14 protein-coding genes are annotated in these 14,858 nt (G+C 44.3%); 5 read left to right on the forward strand and 9 right to left on the reverse strand.

What is annotated here, in order from left to right; translation table 11 throughout:
* Positions 1-43: 43 nt before the first annotated feature.
* From L7A31_RS19980 to L7A31_RS19995, 4 genes are all read right to left on the reverse strand, one after another.
* Positions 44-508, reverse strand: a complete 465-nt coding sequence (locus L7A31_RS19980; protein ID WP_237363495.1) for a DoxX family protein — start codon at positions 506-508, stop codon at positions 44-46.
* Between the two features lie 13 nt (positions 509-521).
* Entirely contained in the window at positions 522-1,286 is a 765-nt protein-coding gene (locus L7A31_RS19985) for an HvfC/BufC N-terminal domain-containing protein (RefSeq protein ID WP_237363496.1), read from the reverse strand.
* On the reverse strand, positions 1,286-2,152 hold the full coding sequence (bufB, locus tag L7A31_RS19990) for an MNIO family bufferin maturase (RefSeq protein ID WP_237363497.1): 867 nt from the start codon (positions 2,150-2,152) through the stop codon (positions 1,286-1,288). The genes L7A31_RS19985 and bufB overlap by 1 nt, the downstream gene beginning before the upstream one ends.
* Positions 2,153-2,225: 73 nt before the next feature.
* Complete coding sequence (locus L7A31_RS19995; protein ID WP_237363498.1) at positions 2,226-2,486, reverse strand: BufA1 family periplasmic bufferin-type metallophore; 261 nt, start codon at positions 2,484-2,486, stop codon at positions 2,226-2,228.
* A gap of 246 nt (positions 2,487-2,732) precedes the next feature.
* Here L7A31_RS19995 and uvrD point away from each other — a divergent pair, with 246 nt between their 5' ends.
* Positions 2,733-4,907 (forward strand): DNA helicase II, encoded by a 2,175-nt coding sequence (uvrD, locus tag L7A31_RS20000; protein ID WP_237363499.1) that lies wholly within the window; start codon positions 2,733-2,735, stop codon positions 4,905-4,907.
* A 9-nt stretch (positions 4,908-4,916) separates the two neighbouring features.
* Positions 4,917-5,147: a glutaredoxin family protein gene (locus L7A31_RS20005; protein ID WP_237363500.1), complete on the forward strand. Its 231-nt coding sequence runs from the start codon at positions 4,917-4,919 to the stop codon at positions 5,145-5,147.
* A 598-nt stretch (positions 5,148-5,745) separates the two neighbouring features.
* Here the strand turns inward: L7A31_RS20005 and ggt are convergent.
* The 4 genes from ggt to rarD all read right to left on the reverse strand — a co-directional run bounded on the left by ggt (position 5,746) and on the right by rarD (position 10,127).
* Positions 5,746-7,497 carry a gamma-glutamyltransferase gene (gene ggt, locus L7A31_RS20010; protein WP_237363501.1) on the reverse strand — a complete coding sequence of 584 codons (1,752 nt, stop codon included), beginning with the start codon at positions 7,495-7,497 and terminating at the stop codon, positions 5,746-5,748.
* 95 nt (positions 7,498-7,592) lie between these two features.
* A complete protein-coding gene (locus tag L7A31_RS20015) occupies positions 7,593-8,255 on the reverse strand; it encodes a LysE family translocator (protein ID WP_237363502.1) in 663 nt (220 codons plus the stop codon).
* Between the two features lie 90 nt (positions 8,256-8,345).
* The gene (locus tag L7A31_RS20020; RefSeq protein ID WP_237363503.1) at positions 8,346-9,152 is read right to left on the reverse strand and encodes an AraC family transcriptional regulator; all 807 of its coding nucleotides are present in this window, start codon (positions 9,150-9,152) and stop codon (positions 8,346-8,348) included.
* 66 nt (positions 9,153-9,218) lie between these two features.
* Positions 9,219-10,127 carry an EamA family transporter RarD gene (gene rarD, locus L7A31_RS20025; RefSeq protein ID WP_237363504.1) on the reverse strand — a complete coding sequence of 303 codons (909 nt, stop codon included), beginning with the start codon at positions 10,125-10,127 and terminating at the stop codon, positions 9,219-9,221.
* Between the two features lie 163 nt (positions 10,128-10,290).
* Here rarD and recQ point away from each other — a divergent pair, with 163 nt between their 5' ends.
* From recQ to L7A31_RS20040, 3 genes are all read left to right on the forward strand, one after another.
* On the forward strand, positions 10,291-12,126 hold the full coding sequence (gene recQ / locus L7A31_RS20030; RefSeq protein WP_237363505.1) for an ATP-dependent DNA helicase RecQ: 1,836 nt from the start codon (positions 10,291-10,293) through the stop codon (positions 12,124-12,126).
* On the forward strand, positions 12,119-12,433 hold the full coding sequence (locus L7A31_RS20035; protein WP_237363506.1) for a DUF3630 family protein: 315 nt from the start codon (positions 12,119-12,121) through the stop codon (positions 12,431-12,433). Before recQ ends, L7A31_RS20035 begins: the two co-directional genes overlap by 8 nt.
* A gap of 131 nt (positions 12,434-12,564) precedes the next feature.
* A complete protein-coding gene (locus tag L7A31_RS20040; RefSeq protein WP_237363507.1) occupies positions 12,565-13,254 on the forward strand; it encodes a 7-cyano-7-deazaguanine/7-aminomethyl-7-deazaguanine transporter in 690 nt (229 codons plus the stop codon).
* A 103-nt stretch (positions 13,255-13,357) separates the two neighbouring features.
* Here L7A31_RS20040 and gppA read toward each other — a convergent pair whose 3' ends face one another.
* A complete protein-coding gene (gppA, locus tag L7A31_RS20045; protein ID WP_237363508.1) occupies positions 13,358-14,848 on the reverse strand; it encodes a guanosine-5'-triphosphate,3'-diphosphate diphosphatase in 1,491 nt (496 codons plus the stop codon).
* Positions 14,849-14,858: the final 10 nt, after the last annotated feature.

The following is a 14,858-nucleotide window of genomic DNA, read 5'->3' on the forward strand; positions in this document are numbered from 1 at the left end:
TTATTCTGTACGGTTACTTGTGCTCTATGGTTATGTATGAAGATTAATCTTTATCGCCAGCCAGCTTTTGTTTAACAAATTTATCGACGGATAGTGGGCCAGGGCCCCACACAATAACGATTAAGATCATTAGCCCCCATAGCTGATGATCGAAGAAGCCTTGCTCCCATAATAATGGGTAGGACACTACGGCGATGATGTTGAAAACAAACAGTACCAAAGCCATGGGCCTAGTGAGTATGCCAAACAACAAAAATACAGGCAGAATAAGCTCTGCGGCAGTACCAAAATACGCGGCTAGCTCCCAATGTAGGATGGGAACTTGATATTCCAATTCAAACAAATATAGGGTGCTATCCCAGTTTTGAATTTTGATCAGGCCCGAAGTGAAAAATACCTCTGCGACCCAAAAACGAAGGAATAGTAAGAAAACGGGCACAAAGTAGTATTGAGTTCTTTCAACAATGCAGTCATAGAAGTGAATCGTATTTTTGATTGAATTAGACATACAACCATCCTTATCAAGTAGCGACTAAAGTAAAGCCTTCAACTAGGTTTAGCTCAATCAATGACTGCAGTTGGCTCAATAAATGAGGCTCGATTTCAGATAGGCTTTTTCTATAGTGTAGTTGATCTAATAGCTCTATTTGCTCTTTCGCTACTGGGCTGCACCAAGCTGCGCCATTAGGCAGTGTCTTTATCACTCCCCATTCAGGTTGATTGATGTCTAGGCTTTCAAAATCGCCACTTTTTATTGCCTGCTGTAAAGAGAACACAGCAGATTTAGATTTAAACGCAACGACATCTGCAAATGGAACCAATAATAGGTTGCCTTGCTGGGCCTCTTCTACCTCACTAAGTTGGGCTAGCGGCATTAAGGTCGGTTGTTCTTCTGCTCGCCCATAACGTTGGTTAGACAGGTCTATTTGCCACTCAAATTGAGCAACGTCGGCCAAGTAGGGTGCTGAGTTGATAACATTGGGGAACTGTTGGAAAACATCCGCAAAGCCATCGCCATAGTAAGTAACATCGCCGTGTTCAAGAGGGTGTGTCAGAACGTATTGCCTAGCCAGTTGCGTAAAGCATTCTTCACCGACCAGCTCATACACCATTGGGTAGGTAGCTTGCAGCACTTCGCTGAGGCTAATTACAAAGTTATTGCGATAAATCTGCATGCGCTCTTCCGCGCTAAATTCATCATCGACGATATCACACTCGTTACCGTTGGCCTGATAATGCAACGCCTGAGCAAAGCGTGTTTGTAGTTCAGAAAGTGAAAGGCTCATTATGCTTGCCTCTGCTGGTTACTTGTCTGTTTGTCTAGCTGATAAAGTTTTTCACTGGCAAGCTGCGCCTCATGCATAAGCACACTGATATGGGGAATATCTAAATCCCACTCAATGAGAGTATGTGTTGCACCATGCTTTGAGATCCATTTGTGATAGAGTTGCCACACTTCATCGCATACTGGACGGCTATGGGTATCAATCCAAATTTCTCCTTGTTCAAGCTGTTTTATCGTAAACCCTGCCAAGTGAATTTCATCAACAGCATTGTGAGGAATGGATTCAATATAGGTTTGTGGGTCAAACTTATGATTGAAAGCAGAAACATAGACATTGTTAAAGTCGAGTAGCAATCGGCATTCTGTGCGAGCTTGTACCTCAGTAAGAAATTCCCACTCCGGAATAGTGGAATGTTTAAAGGCGAGGTAACTAGAAGGGTTTTCAATCAACATCGGCCGTTGAATGCTCTCCTGCACCTCTAAAACATTCCGGCAAAAACAGTCTAGTGCTTCTTCTGTGTAAGGAAGCGGTAACAAGTCATTAAAGTAGTGTCCGCCGGTTTGACTCCAACTTAAATGATCCGACACAAATATGGGCTGCACTTCCGAAATGAGTGCATTCAACTGTTTTAAATGTTCAGGGTTCACTCTCTCTGCACTACCAAGTGACAAACCAATGCCATGACAACTAATTGGATATTTAGTGAGTAACTTTCGAAGCGAATGACGCATTGCAGAATTGGGCTGAAAGTAGTTTTCGCTATGGATTTCGAGCCACTGTATAGGTGTATCTTCAGATATGAAGTGCTCTAGGTGTGGCGTTCTTAGCCCGACGCCAACTTTTTCGTGAAAAGATGTGGGTACCACGTTTACTTCCTTTTCTAAGAGGCCTCAAAGTGTGCTGGTTGAGAACAACACACGTTGAGACTGGGTTAGATGCTTAAGAGGAGCTAGTGCTACCGCCAGCGAGTTTGCCACATAGGCCTTTAGGCACGACGACAAAGGCGTCTTTTTGGTTGTCAGCTTTTGCAGTACCTGCACAAGAGCTTGTTTTAGTTGCACAGTCGTTTTTGCCCGCTTTTGCTACTCCATAGCATTTTTCTTTTTCGGCCGCTAGCGCTGGTGCTGCTGTGAGTAATGTGCCACCTAAAGCAACTAGACCTGTAACCGCAGCAGTAACAGCAAGATTAGACTTTTTCATTGTAATTTCCTCAGAAGTTGATCCTTGATTTTATTTCGCAGGCCAAGTTCGTCGGCTTGCTTAAATTAAAGGATAGAAAATCGCCAAAAAAACTTTCATAAAATTTATTATTTATTGGATTTTTATGTGATTGGTAAATCAATAGGCTGATTTTATTGCATTACTTTTGTTCATTTTTTGTTGTTTTGAGTCGCTATTGTTTAGGCTATAATCGGCTTTTATGTATAAATAACCAGTAGCCTTCTCATGATCGATCCCTCATTACTACTTGATGGCCTTAACGACAAGCAGCGTGAAGCCGTCGCAGCACCTCTTGAAAATTTGCTAATTTTAGCCGGTGCCGGTAGTGGTAAAACACGAGTATTGGTGCACCGTATTGCTTGGCTATTATCGGTAGAACAAGCTTCTCCATTCTCGGTTATGTCTGTCACCTTTACCAACAAGGCAGCAGCAGAAATGCGCGGACGGATTGAAGAGCTCATGATGGGCAATGCGTCAGGAATGTGGAACGGAACGTTTCATGGAATTTGCCATCGCATTTTGCGCGCACATTACCTAGATGCAAATTTGAGTGAAGAATTTCAGATCCTCGACTCGGAAGATCAATATCGCTTGCTGCGACGTATCATCAAGGCACAGAACCTAGATGAAAAGCAGTGGCCAGCTAAGCAAGCGGCATGGTGGATTAATGGTAAAAAGGATGAAGGCCTAAGACCTAGCCACATCGATTGCTATCACGATCCAGTTGCGAAAACTTACTTGCAAATATATAGCGCCTACCAAGAAGCGTGTGACAGAGCTGGGTTGGTCGATTTTGCCGAGATTCTGTTGCGTTGTTTAGAGTTACTGCGTGAGAAAAAGCACATTCGCGAGCACTATCAAGCTCGCTTCAAGCACGTATTAGTGGATGAGTTTCAAGATACCAACAATATTCAGTACGCGTGGCTAAGGTTGATGGCGGGTCCAGAAACACACGTGATGATTGTTGGTGATGATGACCAGTCAATTTATGGCTGGCGTGGGGCAAAAATTGAGAATATCGAGAAGTTTAGCCTAGAGTTTCCAAGCGTTAATACCATTCGACTAGAGCAAAATTACCGCTCGACTAAGACAATTTTGGAAGCCTCCAACACACTGATTGCCAATAACACAGAGCGTATGGGTAAAGAGTTGTGGACCGATGGAAACGAAGGAGAAGCTATCTCGGTATATTCTGCATACAACGAGCTAGATGAAGCTCGCTTTACTGTAGGAAAAATAAAAGAGTGGCAAGAGAAGGGTGGCTCACTAAGCGATAGCGCCATTTTATACCGTAGTAACGCCCAATCTCGTGTATTGGAAGAGGCGTTAATTCAGTCTGCGTTGCCATATAGAATTTATGGCGGTATGCGATTCTTCGAACGTCAGGAAATTAAAGATGCACTAGGCTATTTGAGGCTGATCGCCAACCGCAATGACGACGCTGCTTTTGAGCGTGTGGTGAACACGCCGACACGTGGCTTAGGCGAGAAGACCCTTGAAACCATTCGTTTTGCAGCCCGAGATCGTGGTGCAACGATGTGGGATGCCTGTGTTGCTATGCTTGAAGAAAAGGTCCTTGCTGGTCGAGCGGCTGGTGCGCTAAGTCGCTTTGTAGAACTCATCAACGCACTCGAAGACGACACTGCAGAGATGCCATTACACAAGCAAACCGACCATGTGATTAACTTCTCGGGCTTGTTCGCTATGTACGAGCAAGAGAAAGGCGAGAAGTCGAAGGCTCGCATTGAAAACTTAGCTGAGCTTGTGACTGCGACTCGACAATTTGAAGCACCAGAAGAAGCGGAAGATATGCCGATACTCACGGCTTTCTTGACTCATGCAGCTTTGGAATCTGGAGAAGGCCAAGCGGACGAATTTGAAGATGCGGTGCAGCTCATGACTTTGCACAGTGCTAAAGGGTTGGAGTTTCCACTTGTTTTTATGGTGGGTGTAGAAGAAGGGATGTTCCCAAGCCAAATGTCTGCTGAAGAAGCCGGACGAATCGAAGAAGAGCGACGTCTGTGTTATGTAGGCATGACTAGGGCAATGGAAAAGCTCTACATCACTTATGCGGAGATGCGCCGCTTGTGGGGACAAGATAAGTACCATAAGCCATCGCGGTTTATTCGGGAGCTACCGGAAAAATGCTTAGATGAAGTTCGTATGAAGGCTCAAGTTAGCCGTCCCGCAAGTAGTGGTCGATTTAGCCAAACCAGCGTGAAAGAAAACTTCAATGAGACGGGCTTTAGCTTAGGTTCTCGAGTTAACCATCCGAAGTTTGGTGAGGGTACCATTATTAACTTTGAAGGCAGTGGCCCACAAAGCCGCGTACAGGTTGCTTTCAATGGTGAAGGTATTAAATGGTTGGTGACGGCTTATGCTCGTTTAGAAAAATTGTAGAGAGACACAATGAAAAGAGTAGTTTTATATATCAAAGATAAGTGTCCTCATTGTAAGGATGCTCAGCGTTACCTCGATTCTAAAGGTATCAAATATCGTTTAACTAACGCAAAAATGCAGAGGGGCAGAAAAGAGCTCGATGCAATGGGTGCCAGATCCTTGCCAGTACTGAAAATTGGCGACCGAGTTATGGTTGGCTGGAATCCAAAAAACTTTGATCGGATGTATAACGAGAAATAAAGAAAAACCCCGAGAGCTTACGCTCATCGGGGTCACAAGTCTTAAAGTGCAGCAATCCGGCTACTTAAAGGTGCTCCATGCATCAAATCCTTGATAATTTATACTGATTTCCGTTCAGTTTTTTCCGTTTCATCGCCTTCCTAGCGGTGTCCGTTTACCTGCCTTGGTCAGCTAACTTATCCTTGCTAGCTTTGTCACTAAATCCTTAGCGATGTCCGTTACATCATCCTGATGTGAATCCTGCCTCATCCAGAGGTGTCCTGCTATCCTTAGTTAGTAACCTTCCTAGTTACTAATTGAATCCTTTCCGATTACTAATCCTCAGTAATCTACCCTTCATCCCGAAGTGTTCTAAGTCCTTAGAAGCTTTTCCATGTCAGTATCCGTCCGACACATTCAATATTACTGAGATCTAATTTATCATCAATGCAACGCAATCATTTTCCTCTTGTATACAATGCGTGCGTCTTATTTCTTTTTAGGTAAATCAATATCTTAGGGTTTTTCTCGCTCCTTTTCCCTAGCTCGAAAACTGCAATTACTTACTTCTTTGTAAGAGATCTCTCACAAGTCTTGGAGTGGATCGACGATCCACTCCTTACTGCCCAATAGCGACTCCCTCACGTCTTGGGTCTGCAGCACCTTGTAATTGATTGGGTAAAATGCGGATGGCATGCAGTCCAGAGTTGAGATCGCCGACTTTGGTTTGGTATCCCAGCTTAGAAAGTGCGCTTTGCATCTGCACGGCTGATGAATTCTGTTCGATCTCTACATCATTGAAGCGGCTTAGGATATGTGGGAGGTCGATTGCTTGCTGAATATCCATTCCCCATTGAACATGAGCAATAATCGCCTGAGCTACGTAGCCAATAATCCGGCTGCCACCGGGAGAGCCAATAGCTATATATGGTTTCCCGTCTTTTAGAATGATTGTCGGTGCCATTGAAGAGCGAGGACGTTTGCCTGGTTCAATGCGATTGGCAATCGGCCTGTCACCTTGATGTGTACGGAAAGAAAAGTCGGTCAACTCATTGTTGAGCAAGAAGCCACCGACCATTAATCGAGAGCCAAATGAATTTTCGATGGTTGTGGTCATTGAGACGACATTGCCTTGTCTGTCGACAATGTTGAAGTGACTGGTTGAAGGCAGCTCTATCGATTCATCTGTACTTTGCTTGTGAGCATAGTCCCAAGGAGGGGAGCCTGCAGAAACGGTTTGGAGGGCTTTATCTAGGTTAATCAGCTTTGCACGATCTTTTAAGTATGCTTGATTCAGTAGACCCTGAGTTGGCATAGGAACAAAGTCTTGATCGGCGATATACATTCCTCTATCTGCAAACGCAAGGCGAGAAGCATCAGCTATAACCTGCCAAGATTTTACGTTATTTGGCCCCCAAGACTTGAGATCGAAATGCTCACTTATTGATAAGATTTGCCCAACAGTGAGAGCGCCGGAGCTCGGTGGTCCCATTCCGCATATTTGGTAGCTTTGGTAGGGTGAGCAGATTGGCTCTCTTTGCTTAATTTGATAATTGTGCAGATCTTTTATAGATAAAACGCCAGGATTACTTGGTGCATTATTGACTGTGCTGACGATATGTTTAGCGATATCGCCATGATAGAAAGCTGAAGCGCCGTGTTTAGCAATCTTCTTTAAAGTCGCTGCGTACGCTGAGTTCTTTAGCACAGTTCCGGCTTGTTTTGGTTTGCCATCTTTGTCAAAGAAGTAATCTCTAGCTTCTTTGTATCGGTTGAGACGACTTGCGTCATGAGAGATAGAGCTAGCAAGCCTTGGGCTGATGACAAACCCTTTTTCAGCAAGAGAAATAACGGGTTCAATTAGTTTCTTCCAATCTAGTTTTCCATAGCGTTCGTGGACTTGCCATAGCAACATGACTGTCCCCGGCGTGGCAACCGAGCGTCCACCCACTACCGCATCATAAAAAGAAAGGGGCTCGCCTTTTTTATCCAAGAACAGTTCAGGAGTTGCATTTATTGGAGCGGTTTCTCGGCCATCGAATGTAGTTAGCGCCTGCTTTTTGGCGTCCCAATAAACCAGAAACGCTCCGCCGCCAATACCTGAAGATTGAGGTTCTACTAAACCTAGCATCAGTTGCACCGCAACCATGGCATCAACAGCGTTACCACCTTGAGCTAGGATATCTGCCCCGGCTTGGGTGGCTAATGGGTTTGCGGCAGTGACCATCCAATCTTTTGCCGTAACTAGTTGCTTTTGCTCTAATCCGCTACTTTGCTCTGGTGCAATAGAGTCGGTGACTTGTTGTGCTTGAGTGAAAGGTGATGACAGCAATAAGCTTATTGTAAGAGTGGAAGTTAACGACCGCAGCATTGAGCTCTCCTTGTGAATGCGAAGCAAGAAGATTGTCAGGCTGCGGGCGTGATAGCCATCTAAAGGTTATGTTTTTGTTGCGTTGATCTTATAAATCAATGAAATATAGGTAACAAAGATTCGTGCAGGATATAAATTCCAATTGCAGTGAAAATAATGCCACATAGGGTGTCAATGTAGGTTCCCATGGTGGTTAAGCGCTTTTGTAGTCTTTCTGTTGAGAGTGTCCAAGCAAGAAAAGCGAACCAAAAAAGTGATAAACTCCATAGAATCAGCACTGCCAAAGCTTTTCCAGAAGCGGGCATGCTCGCAGGTACCAACGTCGACATTAAGCTAACAAAGAATACCAACGCCTTTGGGTTAAGGATGTTGGTTGCAAACCCTTTTGAAAAAGCTTGGCGTTTGTTGTTTAGAACAACTGAAGATTTAGTTGAGGTTTGCTGGTTTGTGTCTCTGCGGACGAGTTTTGTAATAATGGCTTTGAGTGCACCATATCCCAAATAGAGTAGATAGCTACCCCCAGCGAACTGCAATATGGCAAATAAGAGTGGGTGGTCATGCACCAGATAACTGATGCCTGTAATGCTAAGCAGTGATTGAGTTAAGATGCCGAAGGACAGTCCTAGCGCGATATAAAGGCCGGTTTGCCTGCCATACTTAGTGGCATTTTGCACCACTAAAGCAAAATCAGGTCCCGGGCTCATCAGTGCGACAAAGTGTACGCCTGCCAGTGTCAGCAGTATGGCCGCTTCATTCATTGAAATTTTCCCTAAAGTTCGTATTTAGCGTAAAAATGCCATGAATTGAATCGAGATGATTGTAAATTATCGACACCTGCTTAGTTGGTGCTAGTTACGAGTGGAGACCTGTGAGGGAGTAATACCAAAGCTGGACTTAAATGCTTTGGTGAAATGGGCTTGGTCGTAAAAACCTACTTGCAAGGCAACATCAGTACCGTTTATGCCAGACTTTAGTAGCTGTAAGCTTTTCTCTAACCTGAGGCGGCTTAGCCATGCGTATGGAGTGAGACCCATTTGGGCTTTAAATCGGCGCTGAAACTGTGTTTCGCTCAGCTGACACATTGTGGAGAGATCTTCCAAACGAATGGCTTGATCTAGATTCTCTATCAGATACTCTTTTAGTCTGCCAATGTGTTGTTTTCCAAGGCGCACCTCATCTTGTTTTCCAAGTGAACCATAGCGATTAAACAGTTGGTGAAAGCCTTCGTATGGCGCACAATCCATAGCAAGCTGGCTAATGTCTTGACGCTTTAAGGTATGATGAAGCTGACTGAGCTCGGAGAATATATCGCGGTCTGAGACGATTAGTTGCTGAAAATTGATTAGCGAATCAGAGGTGGTCACCTCAGCCATTTGACTTAACCAGTCCGGTTTAATCGCAAACACTTGTACATCATAGCCAGAGTCTTGCCACGATTGACCATCATGAATTTCATCGGGAGGCATAATCACAAGTTGTCCAGAGCCAACACGATGACTCTTGCCATTGTGCTGAAAGACTTGTTGTCCACCTGTGATCAGACCTATATGAAAATCCAAATGATAATGCCGCTGAAACGAAAACTGTTTGTAGCTGGCTTCAATCAGATTAATAGCTTCAAATTCGGTGGAGTGATATTGGATATCATCGGCCATTAAAAAAGGTAAGCTGGTTGAATTATCGCCAAGCTTACCTTTTGTACAAACCGTTGTCTTGTATATTTACGACTGTGTGGCCGCTTTTTTCTTTTTGCTAAATCGAATGCCATCGAAACTAAATATCACCAAAGCGCTCCAGATAAAGGCAAAGGTAATGGCTTTAGCAAGGGTAAAGGTTTCGCCATAAACCAGTACGGCAAGCAAAAACATAAAACTAGGTCCGATATACTGGAAGAAGCCAAGCGTAGATAATTTCAGGCGTGTCGCTGCAGCATTAAAAGATAAGAAAGGCAAAGTTGTAACGATGCCTGCAGATACCAGCAAGATATTCAGTGTTGTTGTGTTATCCAACATATTTGAAGTGGCAGTATCGGCAAAGCCTAGCATGTAGATGGCGGCAAATGGCAGTAGCATCAGCATCTCAATGAACATCCCGGTTTGTGCTTCCAAGCTGACTTTCTTTCGTAGCAAAGCATAGAAACCAAATGTAAACGCAAGGCTTATAGCGACAACAGGTGCGCGGCCAAAGGCAACCACCTGAATTAATACTCCAACAGCGGCAAGCAGCACCGCGCACCATTGCAGTTTCCGTAGTCTCTCGCCAAGAAAGACCATACCAAGTAACACATTTAAAAGCGGGTTAATGTAATAACCTAAACTGGCATCCAGCATATGGTCAGAGTTAATTGCCCAAATAAATATTAACCAGTTAACTCCAAGTAGGATCGATGAACCGACGATATAGAGTGCCTTTTTCGTGGTGAGAACATTTTTGACACTTTTCCATTTACGACTGAAGTGAACGAGTACAGTAAGAATTAAAAATGACCAAATGACTCGATGGCATAAGATTTCTGGAGCCGAAACCTGCTGGATAGCCTTGAAGTAAATGGGCGCGATTCCCCACATGGTATAACCCGCAATAGCGTAAAGTATACCTTGTCGAGCTCGTTGTTGTTCGTCGTTGTTCATCACATTTTTCCTGTAAGGGATGGTATGGACAGGGAGAGCAGTATACGAGTGCTGTCGAGATTCACCTAGTAATTTGCAGTTTTATTCCCACTGAATCCCTACTACAATGTGCTCGAAGCCTTCTTCTTATCTTCTCTATTTCTGTTATTCACTGAGAGAGTTCATGACCTCACTAGCTATTTCTCAACCATCGGATGGTTATCTAACACCGCAATCAATATTAGAAGATGTATTCGGTTATCAAACTTTTCGTGACGGACAAAGTGATGTGATTGAATCTGCCATCACAGGTAAAGATAGCTTGGTGATTATGCCGACAGGTGGTGGTAAATCGCTGTGTTATCAAGTGCCCGCACTTATTATGGAAGGGCTTACCTTAGTTATTTCGCCGCTTATTTCCCTGATGAAAGATCAGGTCGACCAACTCAAAGCCAGTGGCGTGAAAGCAGAATGTATTAACTCAACGCTAAGCAGACAAGAGCTTGTTGAAATATACGCCCGAATGCACGCTGGAGATATAAAGCTCATTTACGTTTCACCTGAGCGGGTACTAATGCCAGATTTCATCGAACGCTTGCACCATTTGCCTTTGAGCTTAATTGCTGTTGATGAAGCGCACTGCATCTCTCAGTGGGGGCATGATTTTCGTCCTGAGTATGCAGCGTTAGGACAGTTAAAAAAATGCTTTGTTAATATACCCGTTATGGCACTCACCGCGACGGCTGATGATGCAACTCGCACTGATATCATTCATCGACTGCAACTTGATGAACCTTTTACTCACTTGGGCAGCTTTGATCGCGCGAACATTCGCTATAGCCTAGTAGAAAAGCACAAGCCAGTAAGCCAAGTGGTTCGCTACCTCGCGACTCAGAAAGGACAATGCGGCATCATATATTGTGGAAGCCGTAAAAAAGTCGAGATGCTCACTGAGAAGCTAAAGAATAATCACCTGCGAGTCGCGGGTTATCACGCTGGAATGGAAGTGGAAGAGCGCAAGTTGGTTCAGGAGGCGTTCCAAAAAGACGATATTCAAATTGTCGTGGCAACCGTTGCCTTTGGTATGGGCATCAATAAACCGAACGTTCGGTTCGTTGTCCACTTTGACATTCCGCGTAATATTGAATCTTACTACCAAGAAACAGGTAGGGCAGGCCGAGACGGCTTGCCAGCTGAAGCGCTCATGTTATTTGATCCAGCCGACATTAACTGGCTAAGAAGAATGTTGGATGAAAAAGAAGAAAGCGATCAAAAGCGAGTCGAAACACATAAGCTGACCGCAATGGACGCTTTTGCTCAGGCTCAAACATGTAGAAGACAAGTGCTCCTCAATTACTTTGGTGAATACCGTGAAAAACCGTGTGGCAACTGCGATATTTGCCTCGATCCGCCAAAGCGCTTTGATGCTACGGTTGAAGCGCAAAAAGCCCTTTCATGTGTCTACCGAGTCGGTCAGAACTTTGGTATTGGTTATGTGGTGGAAGTCATGCGAGGCATGCAAAATATTCGCGTCAGGGATAATCGCCATGATCAGCTGTCTACCTATGGAATAGGTAAAGAGCATAGCCACGATTACTGGGTGAGTATTTTCCGCCAGTTAATTCACAAAGGCTTACTGAGTCAAAACATCACGCGAAACTCTACACTGCAATTGACCGAGGAAGCTCGTCCTTTGCTACGAGGTGACATGGAGATAGAACTTGCCGTACCAAGGTTAGATACTGCAACCAAAACCACTAAACAAGATAAGCTATCCAGCAAGAACTACGATAAAAAACTGTTTGCGCTGTTAAGAAAACTGCGTAAATCGATTGCCGATGAAGACGGCTTGCCACCGTATGTGGTGTTTAGTGATGCGACTTTGGTTGATATGGCCGAGATACTGCCTACATCATACGGTGAGATGCTTGCGGTGAACGGTGTTGGGCAAGTGAAGCTCGAAAAGTATGCAGACCCATTTTTAGATGCAATTCAGGAGTATTTAACCCACTATGGATAACTCTCAGTATCAGTTTGGCCTCGCGGAATTTATCCCGGAAACAGGCCGTATTATTCTGCAAACGCCTTCGTTTGACTATGACAGCTTTCCAAAAATGGGAGAGTATCTGGTTGCACTATTGTCTGCGACTATTGTTGAGAAGCAGTCGGATGCTGATGTGCATTCGTGGTTGATTGACTTTGAAGATTGCCAGCTATTTTTAAAAGCAGAGCATTATAGCGAGGCTGTGTGGTTTGAAGCGCTGTCTGTTTCTGATAGCCAAGAAGAGTTGGAGTTTCTCGCTCAATTATTGCGCCGAGGTATTTAGGTCATAGGCTAACGAACTTGCAGCTCCAATTGGTTAATGTATAATCGGCGGCCGTTTATAATTGTAGGCACATTTATAGATATTGTGTCTGATTGGGTTCCCTCACCCCAAGCCAAGTAAAAAGGTACAACATGAGTCAATTTACACCTGCGCAGCAGCGCAAAGCGCTAAGCTATTTAGTTGTATTCCACTTGATCATCATTGCATCAAGTAACTATTTAGTTCAAATCCCATTCACCATCTTTGGTTTGCACACGACTTGGGGTGCTTTTACATTCCCATTTATCTTTTTGGCGACAGACTTAACCGTACGTATTTTCGGAGCGCCTCTTGCTCGTAAGATTATATTTTTGGTGATGTTGCCAGCGTTAGCGGTATCGTACTTCTTGTCAGTGGTATTTTTCCACGGCCAATTCCAAGGCTTTCAACCGTTGTCAGAGTTCAATCTGTTTGTTGCTCGAATCGCGATTGCCAGCTTTATGGCTTACTTGCTGGGGCAAATTTTAGATGTTCACGTATTTAATCGTCTACGTCAGACGAAAAGCTGGTGGGTAGCGCCAACGTGTTCGACGATTATTGGCAATGCGTTGGATACTATTTCTTTCTTCACGATTGCTTTTTATAACAGTCCTGATGCTTTTATGGCGCAGCACTGGAAAGAGATCGCCATGGTGGACTACAGCTTTAAGCTAATTATCAGCCTTGGTCTGTTTGTTCCAATGTATGGCGTGTTACTGAACTATTTGGTGAAGAAAATTACTGCAGTAAATCCAAACTTTAAAATGGTTGGTTCATCAAACGGTGAAGCTCAGCAATCCTGAATTTGTTTAAAAAGACTTTTCGAATAAAAAAAACCCAATGTGTAAACATCGGGGCTTTTTTACTATTCTTAGCTCGTCCTGAAGTGTTGGGCTTTTACCATGGTTATTTCGCATTAATTGTAAGCGGCCAGCCTAAATCAGATTGGCGGTTCGCTTCAATTTCGAGTTCTGCGCTGGTGAGCGGGTTCTCTTCTAGCCATTGTGATGGGATAGAAAGAGTGAGTGAATCTTGTTGGTTCTCCAAGTTAAACTCGGGCTCCAGTTCAGGGTTGCGGCGATGAGTTAGCAGCACAGCAAGGCGCAACAGTCTGAGCGCTCGGACTCCGTTAATGGTAGAAATCGCATGTTGCTCAGGCATAGGTGTCAATTGATCGCGATACCTTTGCACCATATCAGCAAGTAGACGTTTTTGCGCGCGTGTAAAACCAGGCAGGTCGAGGTTTCTCAATAGATAGGAGCCATGCTCTCCACCTTTCTTAAAGTCGATAGATAAACCAAGTTCATGCAATTTTGCGGCTGCAATCATTAAGTCAGAGCCTTGTCGCTCTGAAATCCAACAGTTACTGCATTGATTGATTAAACGCTGTGCCACGTTAGCTACTTGCTCAGAATAGTCAGCATCTATCTGGAAACGAGCCTGAATGCTATTAATTGTGCGGGCTCTGATGTCATTGCAGCGCAGATCATCTGCCATGTCATACACCAGCCCTTCACGTAGAGCTCCGCCAGCGAGTGTCATCGATTCAATAGAAAACAGCTCAAACACTGCAATCAGAATCGAAAGCCCACTTGGAAAGACTAAAGCTCGCTCAAAAGTTAGACCTTCAATATCCAGCTCTTCTAAGTGGTCGGCAAGCATAGCTTGCTTTTGTAGCCTCTTCAGCTTTTTGAGTGTTATGAGTTCATCCATGCCTTGAGCTAGCATAATCTCTTGAATAGCTTGCACCGTGCCACTTGCGCCGACACAGGCATCCCAACCAATATCTTTGTAGTTGTCTAAAATAGGTCGGATGGCGTTTTTCGCTGCATTGATGGCATTATCAAAGTTGGCTGCGTTTAGCTGCCTATCTTTAAAGAAATTCTCTAGCCATGTGACACAGCCCATTTTTAAACTGGTCAATGCTTTGGCTTCAAAACCTTCACCAATAATAAGCTCAGTACTCGCGCCGCCGATATCGACAACTAACCTGCGCCCTTGGCCACCAGAGGTATGAGCAACACCTTTGTAGATAGTCTCTGCCTCTTCTTCACCCGAGATAACCTCGATATCTTTACCTAATATCTCGCTCGCTTTTGCTAAGAACACATCGATATTGGTTGCTGTGCGAAGTGTCGCAGTACCGACAATTCTAATATTGTCAGTCGATATATCTTGCAGGCGCTCAGCAAATAGGCTCAGACAATCCCAGCCTCTTTGCATTGCCTCAATGCTCAATTCGTTGTGTTCATTGAGACCTGCAGCAAGTCGAACTTTGCGCTTGATTTTCGCAATTGTCTGTATGCTGCCATAAACGTGCCGAACCACAAGCATATGGAAGCTATTCGAGCCTAGATCAATCGCAGCATACAGCGGAGAAGAGACAACGTTACTCATAGGTAGACTA

Source organism: Vibrio marisflavi CECT 7928, from assembly GCF_921294215.1.
In the GTDB taxonomy this organism is placed as follows: Bacteria; Pseudomonadota; Gammaproteobacteria; order Enterobacterales; family Vibrionaceae; genus Vibrio; species Vibrio marisflavi.

Coding starts and splice junctions, on each gene's coding strand:
- L7A31_RS19980 (WP_237363495.1), bottom strand. CDS start 508: ATGTCTAATTCAATCAAAAATACGATTCACTTCTATGACTGCATTGTT.
- L7A31_RS19985 (WP_237363496.1), bottom strand. CDS start 1,286: ATGAGCCTTTCACTTTCTGAACTACAAACACGCTTTGCTCAGGCGTTG.
- L7A31_RS19995 (WP_237363498.1), bottom strand. CDS start 2,486: ATGAAAAAGTCTAATCTTGCTGTTACTGCTGCGGTTACAGGTCTAGTT.
- uvrD (WP_237363499.1), top strand. CDS start 2,733: ATGATCGATCCCTCATTACTACTTGATGGCCTTAACGACAAGCAGCGT.
- L7A31_RS20005 (WP_237363500.1), top strand. CDS start 4,917: ATGAAAAGAGTAGTTTTATATATCAAAGATAAGTGTCCTCATTGTAAG.
- ggt (WP_237363501.1), bottom strand. CDS start 7,497: ATGCTGCGGTCGTTAACTTCCACTCTTACAATAAGCTTATTGCTGTCA.
- L7A31_RS20015 (WP_237363502.1), bottom strand. CDS start 8,255: ATGAATGAAGCGGCCATACTGCTGACACTGGCAGGCGTACACTTTGTC.
- L7A31_RS20020 (WP_237363503.1), bottom strand. CDS start 9,152: ATGGCCGATGATATCCAATATCACTCCACCGAATTTGAAGCTATTAAT.
- rarD (WP_237363504.1), bottom strand. CDS start 10,127: ATGAACAACGACGAACAACAACGAGCTCGACAAGGTATACTTTACGCT.
- recQ (WP_237363505.1), top strand. CDS start 10,291: ATGACCTCACTAGCTATTTCTCAACCATCGGATGGTTATCTAACACCG.
- L7A31_RS20035 (WP_237363506.1), top strand. CDS start 12,119: ATGGATAACTCTCAGTATCAGTTTGGCCTCGCGGAATTTATCCCGGAA.
- L7A31_RS20040 (WP_237363507.1), top strand. CDS start 12,565: ATGAGTCAATTTACACCTGCGCAGCAGCGCAAAGCGCTAAGCTATTTA.
- gppA (WP_237363508.1), bottom strand. CDS start 14,848: ATGAGTAACGTTGTCTCTTCTCCGCTGTATGCTGCGATTGATCTAGGC.